General features: G+C 59.6%; 24 protein-coding genes and 1 pseudogene. 6 read left to right on the top strand and 19 right to left on the bottom strand.

Annotated elements, in window-relative coordinates; genetic code table 11:
• Positions 1-18: 18 nt before the first annotated feature.
• From arc to thiS, 4 genes are all read right to left on the bottom strand, one after another.
• A complete protein-coding gene (gene arc / locus ACWHTU_RS07175; RefSeq protein WP_447862777.1) occupies positions 19-1,692 on the bottom strand; it encodes a proteasome ATPase in 1,674 nt (557 codons plus the stop codon).
• 312 nt (positions 1,693-2,004) lie between these two features.
• Positions 2,005-2,637 carry a thiamine phosphate synthase gene (gene thiE, locus ACWHTU_RS07170; protein ID WP_447862775.1) on the bottom strand — a complete coding sequence of 211 codons (633 nt, stop codon included), beginning with the start codon at positions 2,635-2,637 and terminating at the stop codon, positions 2,005-2,007.
• A 43-nt stretch (positions 2,638-2,680) separates the two neighbouring features.
• The gene (locus ACWHTU_RS07165; RefSeq protein WP_447862774.1) at positions 2,681-3,454 is read right to left on the bottom strand and encodes a thiazole synthase; all 774 of its coding nucleotides are present in this window, start codon (positions 3,452-3,454) and stop codon (positions 2,681-2,683) included.
• A 40-nt stretch (positions 3,455-3,494) separates the two neighbouring features.
• Positions 3,495-3,710, bottom strand: coding sequence for a sulfur carrier protein ThiS (gene thiS, locus ACWHTU_RS07160; RefSeq protein WP_447862773.1), 216 nt, complete (start codon positions 3,708-3,710; stop codon positions 3,495-3,497).
• A 149-nt stretch (positions 3,711-3,859) separates the two neighbouring features.
• Between thiS and ACWHTU_RS07155 the strand changes: the two genes are divergently transcribed.
• Complete coding sequence (locus ACWHTU_RS07155) at positions 3,860-4,321, top strand: histidinol-phosphatase (RefSeq protein ID WP_447862772.1); 462 nt, start codon at positions 3,860-3,862, stop codon at positions 4,319-4,321.
• Between the two features lie 30 nt (positions 4,322-4,351).
• Here the strand turns inward: ACWHTU_RS07155 and ACWHTU_RS07150 are convergent, their stop codons facing one another.
• From ACWHTU_RS07150 to ffh, 11 genes and pseudogenes are all read right to left on the bottom strand, one after another.
• Positions 4,352-5,698, bottom strand: a complete 1,347-nt coding sequence (locus ACWHTU_RS07150) for a S41 family peptidase (RefSeq protein WP_447862771.1) — start codon at positions 5,696-5,698, stop codon at positions 4,352-4,354.
• A 26-nt stretch (positions 5,699-5,724) separates the two neighbouring features.
• On the bottom strand, positions 5,725-6,924 hold the full coding sequence (locus ACWHTU_RS07145; protein ID WP_447862769.1) for a murein hydrolase activator EnvC family protein: 1,200 nt from the start codon (positions 6,922-6,924) through the stop codon (positions 5,725-5,727).
• On the bottom strand, positions 6,921-7,820 hold the full coding sequence (ftsX, locus tag ACWHTU_RS07140) for a permease-like cell division protein FtsX (protein WP_447862767.1): 900 nt from the start codon (positions 7,818-7,820) through the stop codon (positions 6,921-6,923). Before ftsX ends, ACWHTU_RS07145 begins: the two co-directional genes overlap by 4 nt.
• Positions 7,817-8,485: a cell division ATP-binding protein FtsE gene (ftsE, locus tag ACWHTU_RS07135; RefSeq protein ID WP_447862766.1), complete on the bottom strand. Its 669-nt coding sequence runs from the start codon at positions 8,483-8,485 to the stop codon at positions 7,817-7,819. Before ftsE ends, ftsX begins: the two co-directional genes overlap by 4 nt.
• A 90-nt stretch (positions 8,486-8,575) precedes the next feature.
• Positions 8,576-8,962 (bottom strand): YraN family protein, encoded by a 387-nt coding sequence (locus ACWHTU_RS07130; protein ID WP_447862764.1) that lies wholly within the window; start codon positions 8,960-8,962, stop codon positions 8,576-8,578.
• Positions 8,963-9,013: 51 nt separating this feature from the next.
• Positions 9,014-9,646 carry a ribonuclease HII gene (locus tag ACWHTU_RS07125; protein ID WP_447862763.1) on the bottom strand — a complete coding sequence of 211 codons (633 nt, stop codon included), beginning with the start codon at positions 9,644-9,646 and terminating at the stop codon, positions 9,014-9,016.
• 164 nt (positions 9,647-9,810) lie between these two features.
• Positions 9,811-10,155, bottom strand: a pseudogene (rplS, locus tag ACWHTU_RS07120) (50S ribosomal protein L19); the annotation flags it as partial.
• A 4-nt stretch (positions 10,156-10,159) separates the two neighbouring features.
• Complete coding sequence (gene trmD, locus ACWHTU_RS07115) at positions 10,160-10,951, bottom strand: tRNA (guanosine(37)-N1)-methyltransferase TrmD (RefSeq protein WP_447862761.1); 792 nt, start codon at positions 10,949-10,951, stop codon at positions 10,160-10,162.
• Positions 10,941-11,474 (bottom strand): ribosome maturation factor RimM, encoded by a 534-nt coding sequence (gene rimM, locus ACWHTU_RS07110; protein ID WP_447862760.1) that lies wholly within the window; start codon positions 11,472-11,474, stop codon positions 10,941-10,943. Before rimM ends, trmD begins: the two co-directional genes overlap by 11 nt.
• A 72-nt stretch (positions 11,475-11,546) precedes the next feature.
• On the bottom strand, positions 11,547-11,831 hold the full coding sequence (gene rpsP / locus ACWHTU_RS07105) for a 30S ribosomal protein S16 (protein WP_447862758.1): 285 nt from the start codon (positions 11,829-11,831) through the stop codon (positions 11,547-11,549).
• Between the two features lie 61 nt (positions 11,832-11,892).
• A complete protein-coding gene (gene ffh / locus ACWHTU_RS07100; protein WP_447862757.1) occupies positions 11,893-13,242 on the bottom strand; it encodes a signal recognition particle protein in 1,350 nt (449 codons plus the stop codon).
• A gap of 366 nt (positions 13,243-13,608) precedes the next feature.
• On the opposite strand from ffh, the gene ACWHTU_RS07095 reads away from it, so the two are divergent.
• Positions 13,609-13,869, top strand: a complete 261-nt coding sequence (locus ACWHTU_RS07095; protein ID WP_447862756.1) for a DUF4321 domain-containing protein — start codon at positions 13,609-13,611, stop codon at positions 13,867-13,869.
• Between the two features lie 3 nt (positions 13,870-13,872).
• Here ACWHTU_RS07095 and uvrB read toward each other — a convergent pair whose 3' ends face one another.
• The gene (gene uvrB, locus ACWHTU_RS07090) at positions 13,873-15,873 is read right to left on the bottom strand and encodes an excinuclease ABC subunit UvrB (protein ID WP_447862754.1); all 2,001 of its coding nucleotides are present in this window, start codon (positions 15,871-15,873) and stop codon (positions 13,873-13,875) included.
• 178 nt (positions 15,874-16,051) lie between these two features.
• Here uvrB and ACWHTU_RS07085 point away from each other — a divergent pair, with 178 nt between their 5' ends.
• The 3 genes from ACWHTU_RS07085 to groL all read left to right on the top strand — a co-directional run bounded on the left by ACWHTU_RS07085 (position 16,052) and on the right by groL (position 19,378).
• Positions 16,052-17,053: an RNA polymerase factor sigma-32 gene (locus ACWHTU_RS07085; RefSeq protein ID WP_447862753.1), complete on the top strand. Its 1,002-nt coding sequence runs from the start codon at positions 16,052-16,054 to the stop codon at positions 17,051-17,053.
• Positions 17,054-17,330: 277 nt separating this feature from the next.
• Positions 17,331-17,639 (top strand): co-chaperone GroES, encoded by a 309-nt coding sequence (gene groES / locus ACWHTU_RS07080; protein WP_447862751.1) that lies wholly within the window; start codon positions 17,331-17,333, stop codon positions 17,637-17,639.
• Between the two features lie 104 nt (positions 17,640-17,743).
• Positions 17,744-19,378, top strand: a complete 1,635-nt coding sequence (gene groL, locus ACWHTU_RS07075) for a chaperonin GroEL (RefSeq protein ID WP_447862749.1) — start codon at positions 17,744-17,746, stop codon at positions 19,376-19,378.
• Positions 19,379-19,465: 87 nt separating this feature from the next.
• Here the strand turns inward: groL and ACWHTU_RS07070 are convergent, their stop codons facing one another.
• Positions 19,466-21,121, bottom strand: a complete 1,656-nt coding sequence (locus ACWHTU_RS07070; RefSeq protein WP_447862747.1) for a [protein-PII] uridylyltransferase family protein — start codon at positions 21,119-21,121, stop codon at positions 19,466-19,468.
• A gap of 268 nt (positions 21,122-21,389) precedes the next feature.
• Here ACWHTU_RS07070 and ACWHTU_RS07065 point away from each other — a divergent pair, with 268 nt between their 5' ends.
• Positions 21,390-23,651 carry a [protein-PII] uridylyltransferase family protein gene (locus ACWHTU_RS07065; RefSeq protein ID WP_447862746.1) on the top strand — a complete coding sequence of 754 codons (2,262 nt, stop codon included), beginning with the start codon at positions 21,390-21,392 and terminating at the stop codon, positions 23,649-23,651.
• Here ACWHTU_RS07065 and ACWHTU_RS07060 read toward each other — a convergent pair.
• Together ACWHTU_RS07060 and ACWHTU_RS07055 are read right to left on the bottom strand one after the other, a co-directional pair.
• Positions 23,648-24,454 carry a CBS domain-containing protein gene (locus ACWHTU_RS07060; protein ID WP_447862745.1) on the bottom strand — a complete coding sequence of 269 codons (807 nt, stop codon included), beginning with the start codon at positions 24,452-24,454 and terminating at the stop codon, positions 23,648-23,650. The two genes, ACWHTU_RS07065 and ACWHTU_RS07060, sit on opposite strands and share 4 nt — an antisense overlap.
• 119 nt (positions 24,455-24,573) lie before the next feature.
• The gene (locus ACWHTU_RS07055; RefSeq protein ID WP_447862743.1) at positions 24,574-25,989 is read right to left on the bottom strand and encodes a multiheme c-type cytochrome; all 1,416 of its coding nucleotides are present in this window, start codon (positions 25,987-25,989) and stop codon (positions 24,574-24,576) included.
• Positions 25,990-26,023 lie beyond the last annotated feature (34 nt).

Genomic DNA, 26,023 nt, shown 5'->3' with positions numbered 1-26,023 from the left:
GGAGTCAAGCGTGACTCATCAGAGGTAGTGTCCCGTGCTGATGGTTTCAATTTGCCGGGACTCCGCGGGACCTCCGCTGATAGTCCGGACATGGACGATCTTTTCGCCTTTCTTGCCGGCGATCTTGGCCCAGTCGTCCGGATTGGTTGTATTAGGAAGATCCTCGTGCTCTTTGAACTCTTCACGGATCGCCCGGATGAGATCCTCCGAGCGGATTCCCCGTCCCTCCTGAGCAATCTCCCGCTTCACCGCATATTTCTTGGCCCGGGAGACGATCCCCTCGATCAGCGCACCGCTCGCGAAGTCCTTGAAGTAGAGGATTTCCTTCTCCCCGTTGGCGTAGGTGACTTCGATGAACTTGTTCTCTTCGGACGTCGCATACATGGCGTCCACCGTCATGCCGATCAGCCACTCCACAAACGCACGGGAATCGCCGCCGTGACGCCGCAACTCCTCTTGATCGAACGGCAGATCGGGCGTGATGTACTTCGAAAAAATGTCGCGGGCGGCCGCGGCGTCGGGACGCGAGATTTTCACTTTCACATCCAACCGGCCGGCGCGCAGGACCGCCGGGTCGATGAGGTCTTGCCGATTGCTGGCACCGATCACGATGACGTTGCGCAGCCGCTCCACGCCGTCGATTTCCGAGAGAAACTGCGGAACGATCGTCGATTCGACATCCGACGAGATGCCGGTACCTCGGGTTCGAAAGAGCGCGTCCATTTCGTCGAAGAAGACGATGACTGGGTAGCCCTCTGAGGCCCGCTCCTTGGCTTTTTTGAACACTTCGCGGACTTGGCGTTCCGACTCGCCGACGTACTTGTTCAGCAACTCCGGCCCCTTCACATGCAAGAAGTAGCTGCGGACTTGCCTGCCGGTGAGGTGGCCGAGTTTCTTGGCGATGGAGTTCGCGACCGCTTTCGCGATGAGCGTCTTCCCGCAACCCGGAGGCCCGTAGAGCAGCACGCCCTTTGGTGCGCTGAGCTTGTATTCGGCGAACAACTGGGGATGCAGGAACGGCAGCTCCACCGCGTCCCGAACTTGTTCGATCTCCTTCTGGAGCCCGCCGATGTGGCTGTAATCCACGTCCGGCACTTCCTCCAGCACCAACTCCTCCGCCTCGGACTTGGGAAGCTTCTCGATGACGTATCCGGAACGCGGATCGTAGAGCAGATGGTCACCGACGCTCAGCCGTTCGCTCAGGAGCGGATCGCCCAGTTCCGCGACCTTCTCCTCGTCGAAATGCAGCGTGACGAGTGCACGGTTGCCTTCGATGACGTCTTTCAACCGCACCACTTCGCCTTGCCCATCGAACCCACGCGCTTCGATGACGTTCAGCGCCTCGTTTAGGATCACTTCCTGTCCTTTGCGCAACTCCTTGCTCTTGATCGACGGATGGACGCTGACTTTCATTTTCCGTCCTGACACATACACGTTCGCCGTGCCATCTTTGTTCAAGCTCGAAAAGATCGCGTAGGTGGAGGGCGGTGCGGTCAGCTTGTCCACTTCGGCTCGCAACGCTTCGATCTGCGCCTTCGCTTCCTGCAGCGTGGCGGCCAGTTTTTCGTTCTGTCTGGTGGCCTGTTCGAGTTGATAACGGGACTGATAGAGGCGACGCAGTTCCTCCTCCATCGATTGGATCTGGACGCGGAGCTTTTCGACTTCGCGAAGGTGTTCGTCGTTCTTATGCATGACCTCCGAATCTCCGTCGGACAAACGCTTCGTGATTTTCTTCACGGAATCGCGGAGGGACCGCAGTCGGTTCCCCTTGGACTCGGCCATTGCAGCACTGTTTCGATCGCTCGAAACCCTTACCAGATCGCGACGCGCTTCACAATGCGCGAATCTGTCGCGATTCTATCATCCGCTTCCCACACGGTCAACTGCACCTCGCAACGGTGCCAACCATTCCGCGCGTGGCGCGCACCGCGACCCGTCCCTTTTCCTCACAGCAGAGCCTTACCCGCTTCGCGTCATGGCCGCGGTCGCATTCACCATCCGCCTTCACGCCGAAGAAGTCACAGCGCTCATGAGTCGACGGACGGCATCACTCACATCTTCGGCGGCGAGGACGGCCGAAATCACGGCGACGCCGAACGCGCCGGCTCGCCGGACCTCGGACGCGCGAGGCGGCGTGATGCCGCCGATCGCAAAGATCGGAATCCGACAGCGGCGGCAGGCCTCCTCGAGCGTTCCGATCCCGATCGGTGGGCCGTACTCGCGCTTCGACGGCGTGTCATAGATCGGACCGAGCACGGCGAAGTCGGCTCCATCGGCCTCGGCCCGCGCCACTTCGTCGGCGGAATGCGTCGAGACACCGATCAGCCGGTCCGGTCCCAGTATCCGGCGCGCGGCGGCCACCGGCAGGCTGCTAGCCCGTAGATGCACGCCCGCGGCTCCCACCGCACACACCAGATCGATGCGGTCGTTGATGAGCAATTTCGCCCTCCGCTCTCGAGCAAGCATTTGGATTTCTTGCGCGAGCCCGAGAAGCGCGCGTGTATCGAGATCCCGTTCCCGCAATTGAACCGCGGATACTCCAGCGTCAATGGCCTGATGCAGCAGAGGAACCAGAGGACGGCCGCCGGTGCGCAAACGGTCGGTGACCAAGTAAAGGCGGAAATCAACGGAAGGCATGAAACCTAAGTGTTGAGCGCGGGGTTCGGGACTCAACACTTCTTCAGAGCATGCCCTCGATCGGGCTGCTGGCCGTGGCGTACAGCTTCCTGGGGATCCGGCCAGCTTTATAGGCCAGACGCCCAGCGTGAACGGCGTATTTCATCGCTTCAGCCATCGCGATGGGATCTTTGGCCCCGGCGATCGCCGTGTTCATCAACACCGCATCGGCGCCGTATTCCATCGCCAAGGCGGCGTCCGACGCCGTCCCGACCCCGGCGTCGACGATCACGGGAACTTTCACCGTCTCCAGGATGATCTTGAGATTGTAGGGATTCCTGATGCCAAGCCCGGACCCGATCGGCGCGGCGAGCGGCATGACAGCGGGACACCCGATGTCCACCAGCTTTTTGGCTACGACCGGATCATCGTTGGTATAGGGCAATACAATGAATCCTTCTCGGATGAGAATCTTGGCCGCTTCGATCAAACCAGCCGTGTCAGGAAACAGCGTCCGTTCGTCTCCGATCACCTCCAACTTCACCAGGTCGGACACTCCGGCGGCTCTGGCCAAACGGGCGTAGCGCACCGCCTCCTCGACCGTATAACAGCCGGCCGTGTTCGGAAGGATCGTGTATTTTTTCGGGTCCAGATAGTCCAGCAGGTTTTCCTTCGATCGGTCGGTGATATTGACCCGTCGCACCGCGACCGTCACCACGTCGGCTCCGGACGCCTCGATGGCCTTCTGCGTTTCGACGAAGTCTTTGTATTTCCCGGTTCCGACCCAGAGTCGTGACTTGAATTCTCGGCCGGCAATTATGAGGCGATCGTCCGTCATTGTACGCGCTCCCAAGCGATGTTTTAGCGACCCGGCTCTCTTACCCGCCTCCGATGAAGCTGATGATTTCCACACGATCGCCGTGTTGCAACCCGCGGTGCCCGAACTCCTGCCTGTCCACAATCTCGAGGTTCACTTCGACCGCCACCCGATCCGGCCTAATGGCGAGTTCGCGCAGCAAGTCGGCCACCGTGTGTCCGGCTTTCGCCCTGCGCAACTCGCCGTTCACCCGGATTTCGATGTCTCCGTCCGTCATGGGTCGTCGCGTAATCCTAGGTGACGCGCAAACCGCTTGTCAACAAACGGGGGGATCCGCTGGAAGCGCGAACATCGATCATCTAGGATAGAGACGGCTACGGCCTTCGAGTCGGACCTCAGACATAGACGCGCGAAGAGAGTCTCACCATGTCGGAGCACAATCGCCGCCTTGCCTCGCTGTTCCACTCGATCGCCGACCTGCTGGCCACGCAACGGGCGAACCCGTATCGAGTCCGGGCTTACCGGCGCGCGGCTGAATTGATCGCTGCTCTCCAAGAAGACATCGCGGACATCGCGCAGCGGGGAGAGTTGGAAGAGATTCCGGGGATCGGACGAGACCTAAGAGCCAAGATCCAGGAGTACCTCGCCACCGGCACACTCCGGTCATATGAGGACTTGAAAACCCCTCTGCCGGACGAAGTCGCCGATTGGGCCACGTTGCCTGGACTGTCGGAGTCGACGGTCAGCTATCTCTATTTCCGTCTCGGAATTCGAACGTTGGCTGATCTCGAAGCCTTGGTCCGATCCCATCTGTTGCGCACCCTTCCCGGGCTGACCGTGCCGGAAGAAGCATTGCTGAACGCTATTCGGGCGCGCCGACGGAACTGATCCGGCCGCAGCCTGGACATTGTGCCTGTCTCAGGTTGAAGGCCGCAGCTCTTTGAAGATCTTCCAAGTCTTGAGCAGTTCGACAGCCTTTTGGAGCTGCACATCATCCTCCAAGGAAGCCTCCGCACTGGGGTCTTGACCGGTGTTCGACCCGCCCGCACCATTCTTGCGCGTTGGATCGTCGGGCGTCTTGGACTGGGACGACGATTCCTTCCCCGTCGAAGGTTTCGCTTTTGGATTCGCCTCCTCCTTCTCGGTGGCCTTGGCCACCGTCGTCGGCTGCGGCTTCACGATGATATCGGGCGTAATTCCGGTCGACTGGATGGACCGGCCCTTCGGCGTATAGTACTTCGCGGTGGTGAGCCGCAACCCCGATCCGTCCCCCAGCGGCAGAATGGTCTGAACCGACCCCTTGCCGAACGTGGTGGTTCCCACGACGACCGCCCGTCCCCAGTCCTGGAGCGCGCCGGCCACGATCTCCGAGGCGCTAGCTGAGCCCTCATTCACGAGCACGATCATCGGAGAGTCGTCGAGCGGTTCCTTGGTCCGGGAAAAATACTCATCCTTGCGGCCATCACGACCCTTAATATAGACGATCAACTTGCCATTGCCCACGAACTGTTCGGAGACATCCACAGCCGCGGTCAACAATCCCCCGGGGTTGTTCCGCAGATCGAGAATGGTGGACTGGATCTTCTGCTCCCGGAACTGTTTGAGGACACGGCTCAGGTCTTTCGCCGTCGACTCCTGAAATTGCGTCAGGCGGATATAGCCGATGTTGTTGTCAATAACCTTGGATTTGACGCTTTCAATTTTAATGATATCCCGGACCAACGTGAACACTAGCGGGTCCTGAACACCGTCGCGTTGGATCGTCAAGCTGACTTTGGTCCCCTTGGGCCCGCGCATCTTCTGCACGGCATCCATCAGCGTCAGATCCTTGGTCGGCTCGTCGTTGACCTTGGTGATGAAATCGCCCGCCTTAATGCCGGCCCGATAAGCGGGAGTCCCTTCGATTGGCGCGATCACCGCCAAGCGATTGTCTTTTACCCCGATCTGGATACCGACTCCGCCGAACTCGCCTTTAGTCTCGACCTGCATTTCCTTGTACATTTCGGGCGTCATGTAGGCCGAGTGTGGGTCCAGCGTGGCGAGCATGCCGCGGATAGCGCCCTGCACCAAGTCCTTGACTTTCGTTTCTTCAACATAGTGTTTCTGAATCTGGGTCAACACCTCGGAGAAGGTCTTTAACTCTTCGTAGGTCTCCGTCGCGTGGCCGGTCCGTTCCCAACCTTTTCCGATCAGCACACCCATGAAGAGTGCGACCACGACCATTGGCCCCAGATACCAAGATCGACGCCGCAGTTGCTGTTCCATAGTCATGTGTTCCTTTCCCTTGAAAGCTACGGTCGTTTCGCCAACCACAGGAGCGGATCGACAGGTTCCGCTCCTTCGCGCAATTCAAAATAAAGCGTATTCTCTCCCGTCATTCCGGTATCTCCAGTCTCCCCGATCGTCTGCCCCGCCTCAACCCGTTCGCCGACCGCGACCAGGATCTTGGAGGCGTGGGCGTAGAGCGAGAAAAATCCGTTGGCATGGTCTAGGATAATAACAAGCCCGTACCCTTTCAACCAGTCAGCATAGGCGACCGTGCCGCCCATGACTGCTCGAATCGTACTCCCCTCGAGGGTTCGGATTTCAATCCCCTTCCGTTGAATGTACGTCTCGAAGGTCGGGTGCTTCTGCCGCCCGAAGAACGAAACGACCTGACCATCAGCGGGCCAGGGCAGGGCACCCTTGAATCCCCGGGGGGCTGGCGCCGCGGCAGGTGGACGAGCCGCCGCCGCTTTACGACGTTGCTCCAATTCCCGCAGAAGGCCGTCTACCCGGGCCGCCGACCGTTCCAGCTCCTCGACCGCCCGATCGTATGACTCCTTCTGCTGCGTGATCTTCGCCAGCAGCACGCGCTTTTCCTTCTGCAGTTCCCAAATCTCCTTCAGCTTGCGCTCCGTGCTCGCTTTGTACGCGGCCAGCCCCGCCCGGGCCTCGGCGCGCTGACGCTCCGCCTGTTCGATGCGGGCGACATCCGCGCGATACGTCTCCATCATCTCGTACTCCCGGCGGGACACGGCTGACAGGTACTGAAAGCGGCGCTGAAAATCGCCGTAGGAATCGGAGCCGAGCAACGCCTTGAGATACCCGAACCGCCCTTCGGTATATTGTACACGGAGCCGGGCGAGAATGGCGTCTCGCCGCGCATCGATCCTGGCCCGCAGGCTGGTCAACTGCGCGTTGAGCTCTTCCAGTTCCCGATCCTTTTTTTTGAGCTTGCGGTCGATCTCCTGCCGTTCCTGCCGATAGCGCAGCAGGCGTTCATCAAGGGTCTGGATGCTCTGCAGGATCGACTCCCGCTGCTTCTCGGCTTCGTCCGCCCGTTTCCGCTTTTCCTCGATCTTGCCTTTAAGCTGCTCCAAGGTCTTGCGTTCTTGTTCGATCTTTTGCGTGATGGGATCGTGTCGCTCCTTGTCCGCCGGCAACGACGGAGCGGCGACCACCGTCCATGCAAACGCGGCGGCGATGGGAACTGCGGGGCGCAGCCTCACGAGCGCGCCTCCCCGAACCGCGACAGCGAGACGAAGCTGCCGACGAATCCCAGCAGCGCGCCCGCCAGCACGAGCAGCAGACAGATCTGAACGGGAAAGAAACTCAACCAGGATTCCATCCGCAAAAAGCGACCCGTCGATTCAATTTGGTGACGGACGAACTCGAACCCCATTTTCAAGATCGCCAAGGACAACGCACTGCCGAGGCCGCCTAGGAAGGTCCCCTCCATAAGATAGGGAATGCGGATGAACGCCCTCGTAGCCCCGATCAGCCGGAGGATTTCGATCTCGTCTCGGCGCGTGTACAGCGTCAACCGAATCGTGTTGGCGATGATCGTCACGGACGCGGTGGAAAGAATGACGCCCGCCGCGATGGCCGCCAGCTCGATATGGCGAACGATATGTGCGAGCGTCTCAATCAAGTCTCGGCTATATTCGACCTGGGCGACGCCGGGAAGCGTCTGGACGCGCTCCGCCCACCGCCTCACCGAGTCCGAGGAGCGGAATTGCGGAGCCAGCGTGATTTCATAGGAGGCCGGCAGCGGGTTCTGCCCCAACCCTTCCAGCAGATGGGATTCGGACGGAAACTGAGCCTGAAACTCGGTCAAGGCCTGCTCCTTCGATACATAGGTGAACGAGGCCACCGCCCGGTCCACTTTGAGCCGTTGTTCGATCTCGGCCAATGTCTCCGCCGTGAGACCGTCGTCAAGATAGATCATTACTCTGATGTCTTCCTGGAGCAAGCCTGCGATGATGCGCAGGTTGACATAGAGCAGTAGAAACACTCCGACGCAGGCCAGTGTGAAGGCCGTCGTCGCCACCGCAACCACGGTGGTCGTTCGATTGACCCGCACATTGGCGAAGGCCTCTCTCAGGAAATAGAGCGCCCGCCTCATGATCCCAGCCGCTGGTCCGCGACCAGCTTGCCTTCCATCAGCGTCACGATCCGCCGGTTGACTTGCGCCATAACCTGCGGATCGTGGGTCGCCACCATGACCGTCGTTCCTCGTGCATTAATGACCTTGAACAGCTCGATGATCTCGCTTGTCAACTCCGGGTCCAGGTTGCCGGTGGGCTCATCGGCCAACAAAATGATCGGACCGTTGACGATCGCGCGCGCGATACAAGCGCGCTGCTGCTCTCCGGCCGACAGGCTGCTGGGGAACTGCTCCCTCTTGTGATCCACTCCGACGGCTTTCAGCGCCTCCGCGACCTTGCGCCGAATCTCGCCCCCCGCGGCGCCCTGCACCATTAGTGGCAGCGCCACGTTCTCAAACACCGTTCTTTTGGGCAACAACCGGAAGTCCTGAAAGACAATCCCGATTCTCCTTCGCAAATACGGAATCTCCGAAGGTCTCAACTTGGCCACGTTCCGGCCTTGCACCAAAATCTGCCCTTCATCCGGTCGCTCTGCCGCGATGAGCAGCTTCAACAAGGTCGACTTCCCCGCCCCACTGGCGCCCATCAGCACCACAAATTCGCCTTTCTCGATTGCAAGACTGACATTGGAAAGTGCCGGCCGCCGGTCATAGTATTTGGAAACGTGGAAAAGCTGGATCATGGTCAGCGTTCAGTCATCAACGTTCAGCTTTAAGTGCAAGACGTCACGAAGGCCGTCCCGCGCTGAAAGCTGATGACCGCAACCAATGGCTCACCATCGCAGATCCTCACCAGGGACCTCGAACGCGTTCTCGATGTGTTGAATCCGGCCGTCTTCATGTTCTCCGTCCCGCAGGAGCACGACATCGAACCGGCAGGCCGGTTGTCGCAACCGGTGTTGAGCAAGATATTGCGCCGCCAGCCGCACGAGGCGCGTCTGCTTCCGCTCATGCACCGCATAGGCCGCCCCTCCGAAGACTGAAGTTCGACGAGCCTTGACCTCGATGAACACCAACACAGGGCCGTCCTGCGCCACGAGATCGATTTCGCCGCCGGACGACCGGACGTTTCGGGCAAGGATACGATATCCTTTTTGCCGCAAGTATTGCTCGGCTTCCGATTCGGCCCACTGGCCGAAGCTGCGACGCCGGTCGTTCATCACGATCCGCGAGAGCCGCCGGCCTCCCGCGCCCGATGCGTCCTTACATCCTCATCTGCGGAGAACGGGGGTCTTTCCTTCCAGACAGTCCTGAACCGGACGAAACGTCCGACGATGGATCTCGCACGGCCCATACTCCGCAAGCAACCGCAAATGTTCTGACGTGCCATAGCCCTTGTGGGCCAGAAAATTATACTGCGGGTAGGCCCGATGAAAGTCGGCCATCAGACGATCCCTGGTCACTTTGGCGACGATCGACGCCGCCGCGATGGAGAGGGATAAACCGTCGCCCTTGATGATCGGACGCTGCGGCAGCCTCACGAGCGGAAGCGCCACAGCGTCGATGAGGAGAAAATCCGGAGACGGATCGAGTGTGGCGACCGCGCGCGCCATAGCCAACCGGGTCGCCTCCAGAATGTTCAGGGCGTCGATTTCTTGACCGCTAGCCGTGCCGACGCCGACCCCGACCGCGCGGAGGAGGATTTCCTCGCACAGCCGTTCCCGCTCGGACGCAGCGATCTGTTTGGAGTCATTGAGACCGGGAATCCGACACCGAAAGGGAAGGATGACGGCGGCAGCCACTACTGGACCGGCAAGCGGTCCTCGTCCGGCCTCATCCAGACCCGCGACGCAGCGATATCCGCATCGCCGAGCCTCCGCCTCGAATTCGTCGGTGGGGCCCACTGAGGGATACTCCAGACCGGCAACACTGGAACCGCAACGGCGCCGCGAAGATAACCGCCGGGCCGAACGCTTCAGCCCTTGGCGGCCGCAGCCGGTTCAGGTTCGGCGGCGGTTTCCACGGAGGCGGCGGAACGGGCTCCGCTTCCGGAAACTTTGGACTCCCCGGAAAACTCCCGCTCTTCGACTTTCGCCGTCTTGCCCTTCTTGTGCCGCAGGTAATACAGCTTCGCCCGCCGCACCCTGCCCTGACGGACCACATCGATACGCGTGACGGCCGGTGAATGAATCGGGAAAATCCGTTCCACTCCGACTCCGTATGAAATTTTCCGGACTGTGAAGGTTTCGCTGTTCAGCGACCCTTTCCGGCCAATCACCACGCCCTCGAAGACCTGGATGCGTTCTTTTTCACCCTCGACGACCTTCGCATGAACGCGAACGGTATCCCCGATCTCAAAGTTGGGCACCGTCTTCTTAATCAGCGATCGTTGGATCCGTTCCAACCGATTCATGGCGCTATCCCTCCTCCCCGCACCGCACCGGCGCCGTCTTGACGCATTCGCGGACGATTTCATCGAGCAATCGTTGATCTTCTTCGTTGAAGACTCGGTCCCGCAGCAAATCGGGACGTTTCATATAGGTGCTCCGCAACGCTTCGCGCCGCCGCCAAACCCTGATCGCCTCGTGATGTCCGGACAGCAACACCTCGGGCACTGTCAGTCCGCGGACCTCCGGCGGCCTCGTGTACTGAGGATACTCCAACAATGCATCGGAGAAGGACTCGTGCATCGCGGACTCCGGGTCGCCTAACACCCCGGGCACCAGCCTAGCCGCTGCATCGATGATGACCAATGCCGGCAATTCCCCGCCGGTCAGCACGTAATCTCCGATGGACACTTCTTCGGGGTCCAATCCCAAACGGACCCGCTCGTCGATGCCTTCATAATGGCCGCAGATGAAGACGAGCCGGCGCCGCTCGCCGGCGAGATCTCGAGCGTAGTCCTGCGTGAACGGTCGACCCTGAGGCGTAGGCATGAGCAGACGAAGAGAGAGACCTTCGTCGACGGCTCGGCCGTATCGGTCCCGGAGTGCATCGACGGCACGAAAGATCGGCTCGGCCTTCATCACCATGCCAGCGCCGCCTCCATACGGCACGTCGTCGGCGACCTTGTGCCGATCGAACGTATAGTCACGGATATTATGGATGCAGACTTCCAAAAGACCCTTCTCTTGGGCCCGTTTGAGGATACTGTGGTCGAGGACGGGCGCGACCATCTCAGGGAACAAGGTGAGAATGTCACACCGCATTCTGATCCTCCACCAGTCCCTCGACCGGACGAATCGTCATTCTTCGGCCGGCGACATCCACCGACACGACAATCTCCTTCGTCGCCGGAATCAGCACCTCTCCGCCCTCCCCCCTGACGACAAAGACATGGTTCGCGGGCAAATCCCACACTTCCTCCAGCGTTCCCAGAAATTCGCCCAGTTCAGTCTTTACTTGCATGCCGATCAGGTCGCGTTCGTAATACCATCCCTCAGGCAAACTTGGGCTCTCGCTCCTCGGGACCTGAATCAGGCTTCCGCGAAACGCCGCCGCCTCTTCCGGCGTCGTCAGCGCCTCGAACCCGATAATATATGAGCCGCCTCCGGCTCGCACACGTCTGACACCAGTGGTAAGTACTCGTCCGGACGGGGACTGCAAGATTGCCCGGCGAAGCGTTTCGAACCGGCCGGGGATGTCGCTCAACGACCGCACGCGGACTTCGCCGCAAAGACCGAACGGTTTCTCAATCTTGCCGATAGTGACGAGATCCGACGAATTGCTCATATACCTAACCCAGAGGCAAACCCTTCGGTATTTGATAGCCTGACCACCGATCGTTGACAGCTGACCGCGCTCTTAAGACGCCTTTTTGGCGGCAGCTCGTTCGCTTTCAAACTGCTGCCAGATTCCGGAGCGACGGAGGAGAGTCCGGACCGTGACAGTCGGCTGGGCACCCTGCTTGAGCCACTTGAGCACCCGGTCTGGCTTCAGCTCCGGCAACGCCGGATTTTTCAACGGATCGAAGGTACCTAAGATTTCCAGGAAACGCCCGTCTCTGGGCATCCGGGAATCCGCCGCCACGACTCGATAGAACGGCCGCTTATGTCGTCCGGCTCTCGCCAATCGCAAATGAACCGCCACGTGGATCCTCCTTCGTCGAAGAAGCAGCTCACAACGAGAAGCTGTGAACTCCTGAAAAGGGTCACATCGACCGCATCAACTGCGCCAGGTGCCGCCGGCTTCCAGTACCGCTGGTTATCGCCTTCATCATTTTTCGCGCGGCCAGGAACTGCTTCAGCAAGCGGTTGACCTCTTGCACGCTGGTCCCGCTGCCTCTGGCAATACGTTTTTTCCGGCTCCCGTTGATAATGGTATGGTCGCGGCGCTCCCGAGGCGTCATAGAATCAATCATCGCGACCACGCGCTTCAGTTCGCGTTCGGGCAAGCCGTTCTGCGCCAAAGCTTTCAACCGTTGACCGCCCGGCAACATCCCGAGAATCTGCTCGAGCGAACCGATTCGCTTCACCTGTCCGAGTTGCTCGCGGAAATCCTCCAGCGTAAAACCACCGCCGGCCGGCTTTTTCTCGTCCGTCTTCGCCTGTTCACGCGCGTAGACTTCCTGCGCCTTCTCGACGAGCGAGAGGACATCGCCCATACCGAGAATGCGCGAAGCCATTCGGTCTGGATGGAACGCTTCCAGCGCATCCAGCTTCTCCCCCACGCCGAGAAATTTGATCGGTTTGCCGGTCACCGCGCGGATGGACAGTACCGCGCCGCCCCTTGCGTCTCCTTCGACCTTCGTCAGGATGACACCGGTCAGCCCGACCTGCCGATCGAAGCGGCTCGCCATGTTCACCGCATCCTGGCCGGTCATCGCGTCGGCCACCAACAATACCTCGTGTGGCTTCACCGCATGCTTGATCGCGGCCAGTTCGGCCATCAATTCGTCGTCGATGTGCAACCGCCCGCCCGTGTCTAAAATGACCAGGTCGTAGCCTTGGTCTCTTCCACGCTCGACTCCTTCCCGGCAGATTCGCACCACGTCCGCCGGAGCCGCGTCCGCTCGGTCGAACCGATGGACTTCGACGCCAAGGTCACGGCCCAGGCTGGCCAATTGATCGCCAGCTGCAGGCCGTCGTGGATCGGCCGCAACCAACAGGACCCGCTTGCCTTGCTGCGTGAACAGTCGAGCCAACTTGCCGCAGGTCGTGGTCTTTCCCGATCCCTGTAACCCGACCATCATCACGACCGTCGGCGGACTCGAAGCGAGGCTCAGACCCGCCTTCTCACGGCCCATCATCTCGCGCAGTTCATCCCAGACAATCTTCACCACCTGGTGACCAGGCGTCAGACTCTCCAACACTTCACGCCCGACCGCCTTCTCGCGGACCCGATTGATAAAGTCCTTGACGATCTTAAAATTGACATCCGCTTCAAGCAGCGCCAGCCGGACCTCCTTCAGCGCCTCCGCGATGTTCTGTTCGGTCAGGACACCACGGCCACGGAGCTTGCGGAGAATCTTGTCGAGTTTCTCACTCAGTGCGTCCAACATAACCAAATCAACACCCAACACCTCTAACCGACCGACTCGGGCGATACGGGGGGCAGAGCTTCGATGACCTCGGAAAATCTAAAAAAAGAGCATCGGGCAGTCTAAACAACGCTCTGGAAAGAAGTCAAGCCATTCCCGGTGTCGGCAGGCCCTTTCTTTCCGCTCATTCAACCTGATCCGGCGTCGACCGAGATACAGGATCGTCCGTGCGCACGATCAGCGGTCATGCCGTCGCCCGCTTCGCAGGGAACCCGCTCTGCATACACGGTCAGCTGCGGTCCATTTGGTTGACTTCCCTGAGGGGTTTCGTTATGGTGCCAGCCACCGGCTCCGTGCGACTACGCAGCCCAAAGTCAGGAGGGAGGAATGAGAAAGTCACCATGGGTGCTGATGGTCTTTATCCTCGTCGGAGGATTGCTTGGCGGCATTCTCGGAGAGGTGCTGCGCGTCATGGCCCCGCACGGAACCATTCAAAATATTTTCTCGACCGCGCTCACTCCCGGCATTAACCCGCCTGTGACGGTGGATTTGGTGCTGGTTAAAATCACGATGGGCTTCACGATCAGAATGAACCTGCTGACCTTTCTGGGCATCTTCCTGGGCATTTACCTCTACAAGCAGATCTGAGCCCTACAGTTTGACTTCGAGTTCTTTCATTCTCAGCGCGCGAATCCGGTTCCGCAGTTCCGCCGCTCGCTCGAATTTCAATTCTTTGGCAGCCGCTTTCATCTCCGCTTCCAAGCGTCGGATGAGCTGCTCGACATCGCGTTCCTCTTGCTGATAGACGGCTTGGGATTCGGCGGCCAGATCGAGTGAAAGGTAGTCCATCTGCGCCATCGCATACTCCACCGTCGGAATACTTTTCTTCACGCTTTCCGGCGTAATGCCGTGCGCCCGGTTGTACTCAGCTTGGATCCTCCGCCGCCGCGCGGTCTCCTCGATCGCCAGTCGCATGGACTCCGTGACCGTATCGCCGTACAGAATCACGCGACCCTCGACATGCCGGGCCGCACGCCCGGCGGTCTGAATCAACGACCGGTGCGACCGCAGATAGCCCTCCTTATCCGCGTCGAGGATCGCGACCAGACTGACCTCTGGGATGTCCAACCCTTCACGCAGGAGGTTGATCCCCACCAGCACATCGAACACCCCGCGCCGCAGATCGCGCACGAGTTCCGCCCGCTCCAACGTTTTGATGTCGGAATGCAGATAGCGCACCTTGACGCCGAGATCGTGATAGTACTCAGTCAGATCCTCGGCCATCCGCTTCGTCAGCGTCGTGACCAGCACACGGTTGCCTTTGGCGACCTCCGTGCGCACTTCACCTAACAAATCGTCCACCTGGCCTTTCGCAGGGCGCACTTCGATGACCGGATCCATCAGGCCGGTCGGTCGGATGATCTGCTCGACCACCTCCTGCCCGGCCTGCTCCAATTCGTACGGACCGGGTGTCGCCGACACATAGACGACTTGATTGAGACACCGTTCAAATTCCTCGAATTTCAGCGGCCGATTGTCAATAGCCGACGGCAACCGAAACCCGTAGTCCACCAGCGTCTTTTTGCGCGAGTAGTCGCCTTCGTACATGCCTCCCACCTGCGGAATAGTGGCATGCGATTCGTCGACGATGAGGAGAAAATCCTTGGGGAAATAGTCCAGGAGCGTCGGCGGCGGCTCACCCGGCGCGCGGCCGCTCAGATGCCGCGAATAGTTCTCGATCCCGTGGCAATAGCCCATCGCCCGGATCATCTCCAAATCGAAGCGCGTCCGTTGCTCGATCCGCTGGGCTTCGAGCAGTTTGCGCTCTCGCTTGAAGAACGCGATCCGCTCTTCCAGCTCTTGTTCAATTCCCTTCAGCGCCTGTTCGTACCGGTTCGGCGCGATCAAATAGTGGGTATTGGGATAGATCGGCACTTTCGGCAACCTGCCCAATGACTTGCCGGTGAGCGGATCGATCTCATGAATCGCGTCCACCACATCGCCGAACAACTCGATGCGCACCGACGCGGCGTCCGATGAAGCGGGGAAGACCTCGATCACATCGCCCCGCGCGCGGAAGGTCCCTCGATGGAAGTCTGCATCATTGCGAGTGTATTGAATTTCCACCAGCTTGGATAGGATCCGTTCGCGACGGATCTCCATGCCTTCTTCGAGATAAAGCAGCATGCCGTGATAAACTTCCGGCGAGCCGAGGCCGTAGATACACGACACGGACGACACAATGACCACGTCGTTCCGCTGTAACAGCGCCGTGGTCGCCGCATGCCGCATCTGATCGATGGCGTCGTTGATGGAAGCGTCCTTAGCGATGTAGGTGTCGGTCTGAGGAATGTAGGCTTCCGGCTGATAGTAGTCGTAGTAACTGATGAAATATTCTACCGCGTTGTGCGGGAAAAATTGTTTGAATTCTTGGTAGAGCTGTCCGGCCAGGGTCTTGTTATGGACGAGTACAAGCGTCGGTTTCTGCACCCGCTCGATCAGGTTGGCCATCGTGAAGGTCTTGCCAGAGCCGGTGACGCCGAGCAAAACCTGGTGCTTCTTGCCGGCCTTCACCCCGGCGGCCAGTTTTTCAATCGCCTGACCCTGATCCCCGCACGGCTTAAACGGCGCTTCGAGCTTGAACGGCGGCATATCCTTTTCTATCTCCGGTATCTTCAGAAGCCATCTTAAGAAGCCATCTTAGCAAATCCAATGACCCGCGCGCGAACTCATAGCCATGACGGCCTCCCGCGGTCGAACTTTGTGCTTCGACTCCGTTCCGTTTATAATGACTTTTCACGCGTGCGCCCACGAGAGCATCTAGAACTCGATGAGCGAATCCGAACCGCAGATTCAGCAGAATACCTGGGAAACCGAGGACCTGGAACCGACGGACGGCGACTTCGCAGAAGAAAGCGTCTTCCCGGAGCGGGCCGAAGCCTCTTCCTCTCAGGAGCGCGACCACGGCGACGACACCACGTCTCTGGTCCCCGTCACGGCGCTGCAACAGTATCTGGCCGAAGTCCGGCGCTACCCCTATCTGACCAAGGAAGAAGAACTCCGACTCTTTCACGAATACCGCGTGATGGGTAGCCGCGAGGCCGCCGTCAAGCTGATCCTTTCCAATTTGCGGGTCTCCGTGGCTATCGCCGCCGAATACCTCCACACCGGCGCAGATCATATGGATTTGATCCAGGAAGGCAACGTCGGCTTGCTGCAAGCAATCAAGAAATTCGACCCGAGCAAAAACGTCCGTTTCTACGCCTATGCCGCTTGGTGGGCCCGTGCTTATATTCTTCGCTACCTGCTCAACAACTTCCGTCTTGTGAAGGTCGGCACCACCCAGGACCAACGCAAGCTCTTCTACAATCTCAAGAAGGAAAAGGCCAAACTGGAACGAGAAGGCTTCGTGCCGGACGCCAAGCTCTTAGCTGACCGCCTGAACGTCCGGGAACGGGACGTCATTGAAATGGATCAACGGCTGGGCAGTTGGGAATTGTCCCTGGATCAGCCGCTGGGCGAGGACAAAGACGGCACACTGCTGGACATTCTGCCCTCTCAGGATCAGCCGGCGGACGAACGGATCGCCGATACGGAGCTCCGGGCGCTTTTTCGGCGGAAACTGGCTGAATTCATCAAGACCCTGGACGAACGGGAAGAGGATATCCTGCGAAACCGCGTCCTATCAGAAACTCCCCTAACCCTGGAGGATCTCGGCGCCAAATACGGGATCACGAAAGAGCGAACCCGGCAACTGGAGGCCCGCATCATCAAGCGGCTCCGAGACTATATCAAAAAAGAAGTCAAAGACTTCGATCGGTTGCGGGCCTAACGTCTTATGCATTTTATGTGTATTAAAATTTGTATTCATGGCCGCTATTTCTTTGAAATTTCAACGACTTAGATTCACCGAGTGATGCACTCCCATTTTCGCGAAGAAATTCTTGCCCCGCCCCTTGACTTGCCCTTGACTGGCGCTATCTCTCTTACCGAATTTTGCTAGCAGTCCGCTCTTCTTCGAAGAGCGGAATCCGCTTCTCACACAACTGGCTTCAAAGCAACAGTCGCGACCCGGTAGGAACCACAACCAACAGGAGGAGGATGTTCGTATGGCCACGGAGACCAAGGAAAAGAAAGCCTCGACCGTAGCGAAGAATTTCCAGCCGCTCGGGGACCGCGTCTTCATCACCTATACGGAGGAGATGGAACGGACAGCGGGCGGTATTTATGTGCCGGACTCCGCCAAGGAGAAACCCCAGCGCGGCATCGTGCAGGCGGTCGGGAAAAAGGTTGAGAACGTGAAGGTCGGCGACCAGGTCCTGTTCGACAAATATTCTGGAAGCAAGCTGCGGATCGACGACGAAGAATGCCTGATCATTAAAGAAGAGGACATTCTGGGCGTATTTACCAACACCTGAGGTGGGGGCGTGGTCCCGTCGCGCCCGGTCCATGGTCCATACGTGACATTTACCTATATGGACCGCCAATTCACAATGATAACGACGCAGAGGGAGGATCCACGATGGCAAAGCAACTACTGTACAGTGAGGCGGCGCGGGCCGCGATCCTGAAAGGGGTCAATCAGCTCGCCGACGCCGTGAAGGCGACGCTCGGCCCCAAGGGTCGTAACGCGATTCTGGACAAGAAGTTCGGCGCGCCTACGATCACCAAGGACGGCGTGACCGTCGCGAAAGAGATCGAGCTGAAGAACCCATATGAAAATATGGGCGCCCAGCTTGTTCGCGAGGTTGCCAGCAAGACCAGCGACACGGCCGGCGATGGCACCACGACCGCCACCGTGCTTGCCCAGGCGATCTACCGTGAGGGCGTCAAAAACATTACCGCAGGCGCCAACCCGATGGAAATCAAGCGGGGCATCGACCGAGCGGTGGAAGTGGTGGTGCAGGAACTCAAGAAGCTCAGCAAACCCTGCCAGACCAAGACCGAGATTTCGCAGGTCGGCACAATTTCAGCCAACAACGACAAGACGATCGGCGACCTGATCGCCGAGGCCATGGAAAAGGTAGGGAAGGACGGCGTCATCACCGTCGAGGAAGCCAAGTCCATGTCCACTTCGCTGGACGTTGTCGAAGGCATGCAGTTCGACCGCGGATATATCTCCCCCTACTTCGTCACCAACGCCGAGCGGATGGAAGCCGTTCTCGAAGAGCCGCTCATCCTTATTAACGAAAAGAAAATCAGCAGCATGAAGGACCTGTTGCCGATTCTGGAGCAGGTCGCCAAGATGGGCAAGCCGCTGCTGATCATCGCCGAAGAAGTGGAAGGCGAAGCTCTGGCCACCTTGGTCGTGAATAAGTTGCGCGGCACGCTGAACGTGGCGGCGGTGAAGGCCCCCGGTTTTGGCGACCGGCGCAAGGCCATGCTGGAGGATATTGCGATCCTGACCGGAGGCCAGGTGATCTCCGAAGACCTCGGCATTAAACTCGAAAACGTGAAGCTAACGGATCTCGGTCGGGCCAAGCGGGTGACGATCGACAAGGACAACACCACGATCGTGGAAGGGTACGGAGATCCGAAGAAGATCGAGGGCCGCGTGAAGCAGATCAAGTCTCAGATCGAAGAAACGACGTCCGATTACGATCGGGAGAAACTGCAGGAGCGGCTGGCGAAGATTGTAGGCGGCGTGGCGGTCATCAACGTCGGCGCGGCTACCGAAACCGAAATGAAGGAGAAAAAGGCCCGCGTGGAAGACGCACTGCATGCGACCAAGGCAGCCGTCGAGGAAGGCATCGTGCCCGGCGGCGGCGTCGCCTATCTGCGCTGCATTCCGGCACTGGATCCCTTGCTGAAGGATGTGCCGCCCGAGCAGAAAGTGGGCGTCAACATCGTCCGGCGCGCGCTGGAAGAACCCATCCGCCAGATCGCTGCAAACGCCGGCGTGGAAGGGTCGGTGGTCGTAGAAAAAGTCAGACAGAACTCGAACCCCGCATACGGCTTCAATGCACAAACCGAAGAGTACACCGACATGCTCAAGGCGGGGATCATCGATCCGACGAAGGTCGCGCGTTGCGCGTTGCAGAACGCGGCCAGCGTGGCAGCTCTGATGCTGACCACCGAGGTGATGGTTACGGAGATCCCGGAGGAGAAGAAAGAGCCGGCCGGCGCCGGTCACGGTCACATGCACGACATGTACTGAGCTGAGAACGATTGGCTGACGCGCTCTCGCTGAGCGCGATCACCGTTGGATGGCGGGCCGAGCAGTTCCCGCTCGGCCCGTCGCGTTTCATGCCTGCTTCCTGGCTTGGAGGATCGCCTGCAACAGACGGGAACGCCCCGTGGCATAGAAGAAGCGACGGAAGATAGAGTTGACCCGCTCCGTATGGCGCCGATAGTCTGCGGTGAAGCGATCGGCGGCAGTCTTCCGGTCCCTGCCCGCGTAGCCGAGCCGAATCGCGCACTGCGTCAATTCGTCCGGTCTGTCGGGCAGCGCATGGGTTTGGAGGTCATGCACCATCTGCAGTTTGTGCTCCACGTCGCGCAGAAAGACATAGGCCTCCGCCAGCGCCGACTGCTCCGCCGCCGACAACAATCCCAGTTCTCGGAATCGAGCCAGCGCTCCTAGGGTGCTACGGTCCAGCACGCGCGGCAGAACCTTTCCGCATATCACCTGGATCGTTTGCACGAGAAACTCGATCTCCCGAATCCCCCCGATGCCCAGTTTGACATTCCTCCGTTCGTGACCGCGGTCGGCCATTTTCCCGTTGATCAGTTCCTTCACCGCCCGCACTTCTTTCAGGATAGTTTGGACGTCCGCAGCTCGTGATGACGGTTGCGGACCATTCAAGATGAACGGTCGCGTCAGCCGCAGAAAGGCCCGACCGACCTCGCGGGAGCCCGCGATCGGCCAAGCCTTCAGCAGCGCAAGGCGTTCCCACACTTCGCCCCGCGTCCTGTAGTACTTGGCATACTCTTCCAAGGACCTGGCCAACCGCCCGACCGATCCTTCCGCGCGAAGTCTCAGATCCACGCGAAAGACACGGCCTTCCCGTGTCGGAGCGGCGAGCGCCTGCGTCAGCCGACGCGCAAGCTGTTCAAAATACTCTTCGTTGGAAATCTCCCGGCGACCTTCTCGGGTACCGCCGGCATCCGACGCATACACGAAAATCAGATCGACGTCGGAGCTGTAGTTGAGTTCTCCCCCGCCGAGCTTGCCCATGCCGATCACGGCAAATCCGGTTTCAACCAGCCGTCCTTTGGCGTCGCGGTGCATCGGAACTCCGCACTGCCGTCGAAGGTCCGCCTCGACGATTTCGTATGCGGCCTGGATCAACACCGCTGCGAGATCGGAAAGCGCGGCGGCGGTATCCGGCACGTCGTCCAGCCCCAGCAAATCGCGTACGCCGATCCGCAACATTTCCCGACGCCGAAACCGCCGAAGCGCTTCCAGTTTGAGCTCGAATGTTGTCAGGTTGGCCAACGCCCGGCTCAGCGCTCGGTCCAAAGACGCGCGCGTCGGGCGTCTCGTCAGGACTTGTTCTTCCACCAGCCAATAGACAAGGAGCGGATCTCGGATCAGCGTCTGGGCCAGCGACTCGCTGTTGCCGAAAATCGTACAGAGCAGGTGCAGCATACGGGGCGAGCCATGCAAATATTCGAACAGCGCCGCCCGGTTGATGCCGGTCTGGAGAAATCGTTCCCAACGATTCAGCGCTTGGTCCGGATCGGCGGTCTGCGCAACGGACTCGAGGAGATCGCCCAACATCTTTGCCAAGAGATGCCGCGTCCGAGGCTCTCCGGCCATCGCTTGGATGTTGGCGTCGGCCTGCGCGATATCGGCCAGCCCGTAGGGCTTGAGAAGGGTGGCAACTTGGCCGGCATCGAGTTTGGGCGCCAACAGAAGCGCGCTCGGATCGGATGATCGCGCGGTGGGTCGAGTCATTAGCGATTTCGTGTGCAGCATGCGGGACCCCGAAATCGTCCGTACCTTGCGGCCGGCATTATACCGGTGCGAACGAGGAGGCACAACGAGCCGCCGTTCGGGTATACTGAGCGCGAGCGGGCTGTCGGCATCAGCTCTCAGCCATCGGACGTCGGTTATCAGCGTTAGCCGTCAGCGGTTCGTGAATGCCTTTTCTCGCCCTTCGCTTACGAGGTGAGAAAGGACGAATTGCGGTTGATGACTGAGAGCTGATAGCCAAACACTTTTCATGATGACCACCGAAGAACGTCTCGATGCGCTTAGGCCACTGTGCCCTGATGTTGCGGAAGACATCCTGCGCGATTTTGTGTCGCGCATGGATGCCGACTACTTCGCCCGCTTCTCGCCCGACGACATCGCGCAACACATCCGGCTTGCAGCGCGCCTGGATCCGGACCATCCCTGCCAAATCCATATTCAACCGAAGGATGGCCCGTCGTTTGAGGTCGTGGTCGTAGCCTACGACTACTTTTCGGAATTCGCCACGATCTGCGGACTGCTGTCCGCCTTTGGGCTCGACATCCAGGAAGGGCGTATCTACACCTTCACAGACGTAGCGCCGTCCCCTTCGTCACGCGCCCGATCGGCGTGGCCCCCGCGCCGCCCCAAAGCCAGGCCGGGCCTCGCACGGAAAAAGATTGTCGATTTCTTCCGTGTGCGCCCGATGGCCGGAGTCGTGTTTTCTCCGGCGGAGCAACGCCGCTTCACCGGTGAACTGAACCGCATGATCCACCTGCTGGATGCCCAGCAGTTCGAAGAGGCGCGCCACCACGTGAACCGGCAATTGGTGGAGCGGCTCGGTAAACAGCGGAGCACTTTCTCTGGTCTGCTGCAGCCTGTGCACATCACCTTCGACAACAGCCAATCCGCGACCGACACGATCATGGACATCCGATCGGACGACACACCCGCCTTCCTCTACGCGTTCGCTAACGCGCTGGCCATGCGGAACGTCTACATCACCAAGGCCCAGTTCGAGAACGTCGGCCCGAAGCTTCATGACCGTTTCTACGTCCGAGATCGCTACGGACAGAAGATCGTCGATCCGGACGAACAGCAGAATCTCCGGATCACCGCGGTGTTGATCAAGCAGTTCACCCACGCGCTCACCTGGGCGCCGGACCCTGCCAAAGCGATCGAGGCTTTCGATCAGTTCCTGGACTTGATCCTTAAAGAGGACAAGGGCCCCAAACGTCGAAAGGGCCTTGCCTTCGTCAAGGACAAAAGGTTTTTCCCGCTGCTTGCCCGCCTGTTGGGCGCCAGTGATTTCCTGTGGGAGGACTTTCTGCGCCGGCAACACACCAATCTCCTGCCGATGCTGGAAGCCTATCAGGTCGAGCCCCTCATCAAATCGAAACAGGAATTGAACAAGATCCTGAGCCGCCGGCTGGCGACTTGCAAGACCGACGAGCAGCGGCAACACACGCTGAATCAGTTCAAGGACGAAGAGTTGTTCCGGATCGATATGAAGCATCTCCTCGATCCCGCCACAAGTCTCGCCGACTTTTCGCTGGCCCTCACCCAGTTGGCCGAAACCGTTGTGAGTCGAAGCGTGGTCGACTGCCAAGCGAAACTGGAACGTCTCCACGGCCGGCCGAGGCTCGCTGATGGCCGCCGTTGTCCCATGACCGTGCTGGGGATGGGAAAATTCGGCGGCCGCGAGCTGGGCTATGCGTCCGATATCGAAGTGCTCTTTGTGTACGAGGGCTCAGGACGGACCGACGGCCGCCAACCGCTGGACAACAGCGAGTACTTCGAACGGTTGGTCCAGGAACTCTTGCGCTGGATCGAGGCCAAGCAGGAGGGGATTTTCCATTTGGATGTGCGCCTGCGGCCGCACGGGAGTAAAGGATCACTGGCCAACGCGCTCGACGAAATACGGACCTATTACAGTCCTTCGGGGTTGGCCGCCCCGTTCGAACGGCAGGCGCTGATCAAGTTGCGCCACGTGGCCGGAGATGAACACTTGGGCAAGCGGGTCGAAGCACACCGAGACGCGTACGTATACAGCGGCGCGCCGTGGGATCTGATGATCGCACTCGACCTGCGACGGCAGCAGGTGAAGGAGCTGGTCGAGCCGGGACGTATCAACGTCAAGTACAGCCCGGGCGGGTTGATCGACGTGGAGTACGCCGTCCAGTATCTGCAACTGATGTACGGCCATCGGCATCCAGCGTTGAGAACCACGAACACGATGGAGGCGCTGGCGGCCTTGGTCGAAACCGGATTGGTCGCGCGCGACGACGGTCTGCGCCTGCGCCAGGCCTACCTGTTCTTCAGGACTCTGATCGATGGCCTGAGGATGGTGCGGGGGAATGCGAAAGATTTGGTATTGCCCGAACCGGAGTCAGACGACTTCGTCTTCTTGGCCCGGCGGGTTGGGTATGCAACCGAGGACTGGCAGACTGGAGCCAGCCATTTACATTCCGACCTCGCCCGCCACATGGCCGAGACCCGAGCGTTTTTCGAGCGGCGCTTCGGCGCGCTCTAAGAGCGGACCGCTCCGTCCTCGTCGGCCCCGCCTTCCAACACCAGCCCGGACAACTCGTCATAGGCCCGCAGCAGATCGGAAACCGAGAGTACGCCGATGATCGTGCCGTCCTCCGTCACCGGTAAGTGTCGAACGCCGTTCTCCTTCATGAGGCGGATCGCTTCGGTCATCGGCTCAGTGTCTTCGATCGTGACGATCGATTTGCTCATGCACTGTTTGACAGTGGTGGTATTGGGGTCGAGGCCGCGCGCTACTGCTTTCCGGCTGAGGTCGGTGTCCGTGATGATGCCGATGTAGCGCAGGCCGTCATCGACCAAAAGGGACCCGACTCTCCACTTTTGGAGCAGCCGCCCGGCCTCTTTGATCGTCGCGTCTCGATGGACGCTGCGGACGTCGTGCGACATGTAGTCCGCCACCTTCACGCTGGTCAATACGTTCGTCCGCCCGTTCCTGGACGCCACTGACGCCTTTCGCTCCTCCAGTTCCGAGATGCAGCTCTCGATGACGCGCTTGCGTTGTTGAAGGCTTTCGCGAAAGATATCCTCCGCCCCTCCCTCCTGCGCCTCTTCGGGCAAATTGACCAAGCTTGCCGCCTCACCCAGCTTGGCGTACTGGTAAGCTTCCAGTTGATCGGATGCCTCGCCGAAGACCAGGCTGATCAGTTGCTCGGTGGTGGCATCAAACTCGTCAAGGGAGGCCAACAACTTTTTCCGGGAAAGAAACGGCTGGAATTTCGCAAGCTGCTGGCGAAACCGTTCAAGGTCACGGTCGAGAAACAGGCCGCGAGCCAATCGGGCTTTCATAGACTTCTGCATATCCGCTGCCTCGCCCTGTTGATGGGAGCCCCAGCATACTCCAATCCCGTCAGCCGCTCAAGAGGGAAGAGGGAACACCCTGCGGTTCGACGACAATCCGCTGTTTTCTACGTGCCACCGCGTTTTCCCTGCATTTCCTTGTCGTAAAACTCGAGCATCTGAGCGATTTCTTCCTTCGTCATGCCCTTCTCGACCCATCGGTGGGTTTCCTGGGCCAGCAGGTCCTTGGCGACATCTGGAGAAAGTTCCCGCACCATCGGAAGGAACTTGGTGTAGAAATGCTTGGCCACTTCGTAGAAGCCTTGCCAATGGACATAATCCGGCGCAACCTTGGAAAGCCCGTGCCGAGCGCGACGGCCTTCGTGATGCCACAGCTCATAGAACACCCATTCGATCTCCTCGTCGAACGGAGTCGGCGTGATCTTGTTCAACTCCTTTAACCGGTCCATCGCCGCCTTGGCCGGTTTGCCGAACTTCTCGTTGTACAGCGTGATGCCGCTGTCCATCTGGGTAAAGAAGCGATCGACGATCTCTGGGCTATGGCACGAGGAACAGACCTGCCTCATGGCTTTGCGCCGTTCCTCGTGTTGCTCGAGTCGCGTGGAGACCACCGGTCGCAAGGTCCAACTGATGCGGTCGCCCACGTCGTGCGTGGTGTCCTGCGTGAGCGTCGCGCTCATGTGGCACGTCGCGCAAGTTGGATAGAGATAGTCCCGTCCGGGAATCCACTTCTCCTTGGGAAGGCTCAGCTTCATCTTCTCTTTGTTCGCCGTAAAGAGCACCCCGTGTTTGCTTTCGTAGTAGGCCTCGATCTGCGGATGATCCGGCCCCATGTGACAACGGCCGCAGCTTTCCGGCTGTCTCGCCTGGGCGATCGAGAAACTGTGCCGAGCATGGCAGGCCGAACAGGTGCCTTTCGACCCATCGGGATTCACCCGTCCGATCCCCGAATTGGGCCAGGTGGAAGGATGGAGCTTGCCGTTCTCCATGACTTTGACGACGCTCCCGTGACAGCCGGCGCAGCCTGTCGTCCCCACCTCCGGGCCTTCCACGACGTTCCCCAGAAAATTGTCCAGCGATCCGATGAACTGTGCGCCCTTGGCATGATGGGATCGCGCGAATTCCTGCGCCTCCTTGTCATGGCAACGCATACAGTCTTTGGGCGTAACGAGCGTGGACACGACGGTGCCGTAATGGTCGAAGGCGTCGGGCTCGCCTTGTTCCGCCCGGTGACATTCCACACAGCCGATGCCCTTGGGTGCGTGCGCACTGACTTTCCAGTCGTTGATGCCGCCGACCGACACGTCCTTGGCTAGATGGCAGTCGATGCATTTTTTGTTCTCAGCCGAGATGAACGGCCGCAGGCCGCCGCCCCGCCGCTCTTCCACCTGAACGTAGCCGACGCCGGTCAGCGCGAGAAACAACACTAAGCACAGCCCGCCGATCAGATAGCGGGTGAAATTGAGTTTGCCGTTCGGCGCGGGTTCGTGATATCGACTCAGCTCGCTATCCGTCTCGTCCACAGGATCCTCCTTCAAGAGGTAACGCTCGTGCAAA

The organism is Nitrospira calida (assembly GCF_976986435.1).
The sequence above is the reverse complement of the archived record's forward strand: the minus strand, read 5'-3'. Positions and strand labels throughout refer to the sequence as shown.

Excerpts from the sequence above, each read along its gene's own strand:
- uvrB (WP_447862754.1), bottom strand. The coding sequence starts at position 15,873 with ATGCCGCCGTTCAAGCTCGAAGCGCCGTTTAAGCCGTGCGGGGATCAG.
- ACWHTU_RS07085 (WP_447862753.1), top strand. The coding sequence starts at position 16,052 with ATGAGCGAATCCGAACCGCAGATTCAGCAGAATACCTGGGAAACCGAG.
- trmD (WP_447862761.1), bottom strand. The coding sequence starts at position 10,951 with ATGCGGTGTGACATTCTCACCTTGTTCCCTGAGATGGTCGCGCCCGTC.
- ACWHTU_RS07095 (WP_447862756.1), top strand. The coding sequence starts at position 13,609 with ATGAGAAAGTCACCATGGGTGCTGATGGTCTTTATCCTCGTCGGAGGA.
- ACWHTU_RS07070 (WP_447862747.1), bottom strand. The coding sequence starts at position 21,121 with ATGACTCGACCCACCGCGCGATCATCCGATCCGAGCGCGCTTCTGTTG.
- ACWHTU_RS07065 (WP_447862746.1), top strand. The coding sequence starts at position 21,390 with ATGATGACCACCGAAGAACGTCTCGATGCGCTTAGGCCACTGTGCCCT.
- ffh (WP_447862757.1), bottom strand. The coding sequence starts at position 13,242 with ATGTTGGACGCACTGAGTGAGAAACTCGACAAGATTCTCCGCAAGCTC.
- ACWHTU_RS07130 (WP_447862764.1), bottom strand. The coding sequence starts at position 8,962 with ATGAACGACCGGCGTCGCAGCTTCGGCCAGTGGGCCGAATCGGAAGCC.
- thiE (WP_447862775.1), bottom strand. The coding sequence starts at position 2,637 with ATGCCTTCCGTTGATTTCCGCCTTTACTTGGTCACCGACCGTTTGCGC.
- rimM (WP_447862760.1), bottom strand. The coding sequence starts at position 11,474 with ATGAGCAATTCGTCGGATCTCGTCACTATCGGCAAGATTGAGAAACCG.
- thiS (WP_447862773.1), bottom strand. The coding sequence starts at position 3,710 with ATGACGGACGGAGACATCGAAATCCGGGTGAACGGCGAGTTGCGCAGG.
- groES (WP_447862751.1), top strand. The coding sequence starts at position 17,331 with ATGGCCACGGAGACCAAGGAAAAGAAAGCCTCGACCGTAGCGAAGAAT.
- ACWHTU_RS07060 (WP_447862745.1), bottom strand. The coding sequence starts at position 24,454 with ATGAAAGCCCGATTGGCTCGCGGCCTGTTTCTCGACCGTGACCTTGAA.
- ACWHTU_RS07150 (WP_447862771.1), bottom strand. The coding sequence starts at position 5,698 with ATGGAACAGCAACTGCGGCGTCGATCTTGGTATCTGGGGCCAATGGTC.
- arc (WP_447862777.1), bottom strand. The coding sequence starts at position 1,692 with ATGCATAAGAACGACGAACACCTTCGCGAAGTCGAAAAGCTCCGCGTC.
- groL (WP_447862749.1), top strand. The coding sequence starts at position 17,744 with ATGGCAAAGCAACTACTGTACAGTGAGGCGGCGCGGGCCGCGATCCTG.
- ftsE (WP_447862766.1), bottom strand. The coding sequence starts at position 8,485 with ATGATCCAGCTTTTCCACGTTTCCAAATACTATGACCGGCGGCCGGCA.
- ACWHTU_RS07155 (WP_447862772.1), top strand. The coding sequence starts at position 3,860 with ATGTCGGAGCACAATCGCCGCCTTGCCTCGCTGTTCCACTCGATCGCC.
- ACWHTU_RS07165 (WP_447862774.1), bottom strand. The coding sequence starts at position 3,454 with ATGACGGACGATCGCCTCATAATTGCCGGCCGAGAATTCAAGTCACGA.
- ftsX (WP_447862767.1), bottom strand. The coding sequence starts at position 7,820 with ATGAGGCGGGCGCTCTATTTCCTGAGAGAGGCCTTCGCCAATGTGCGG.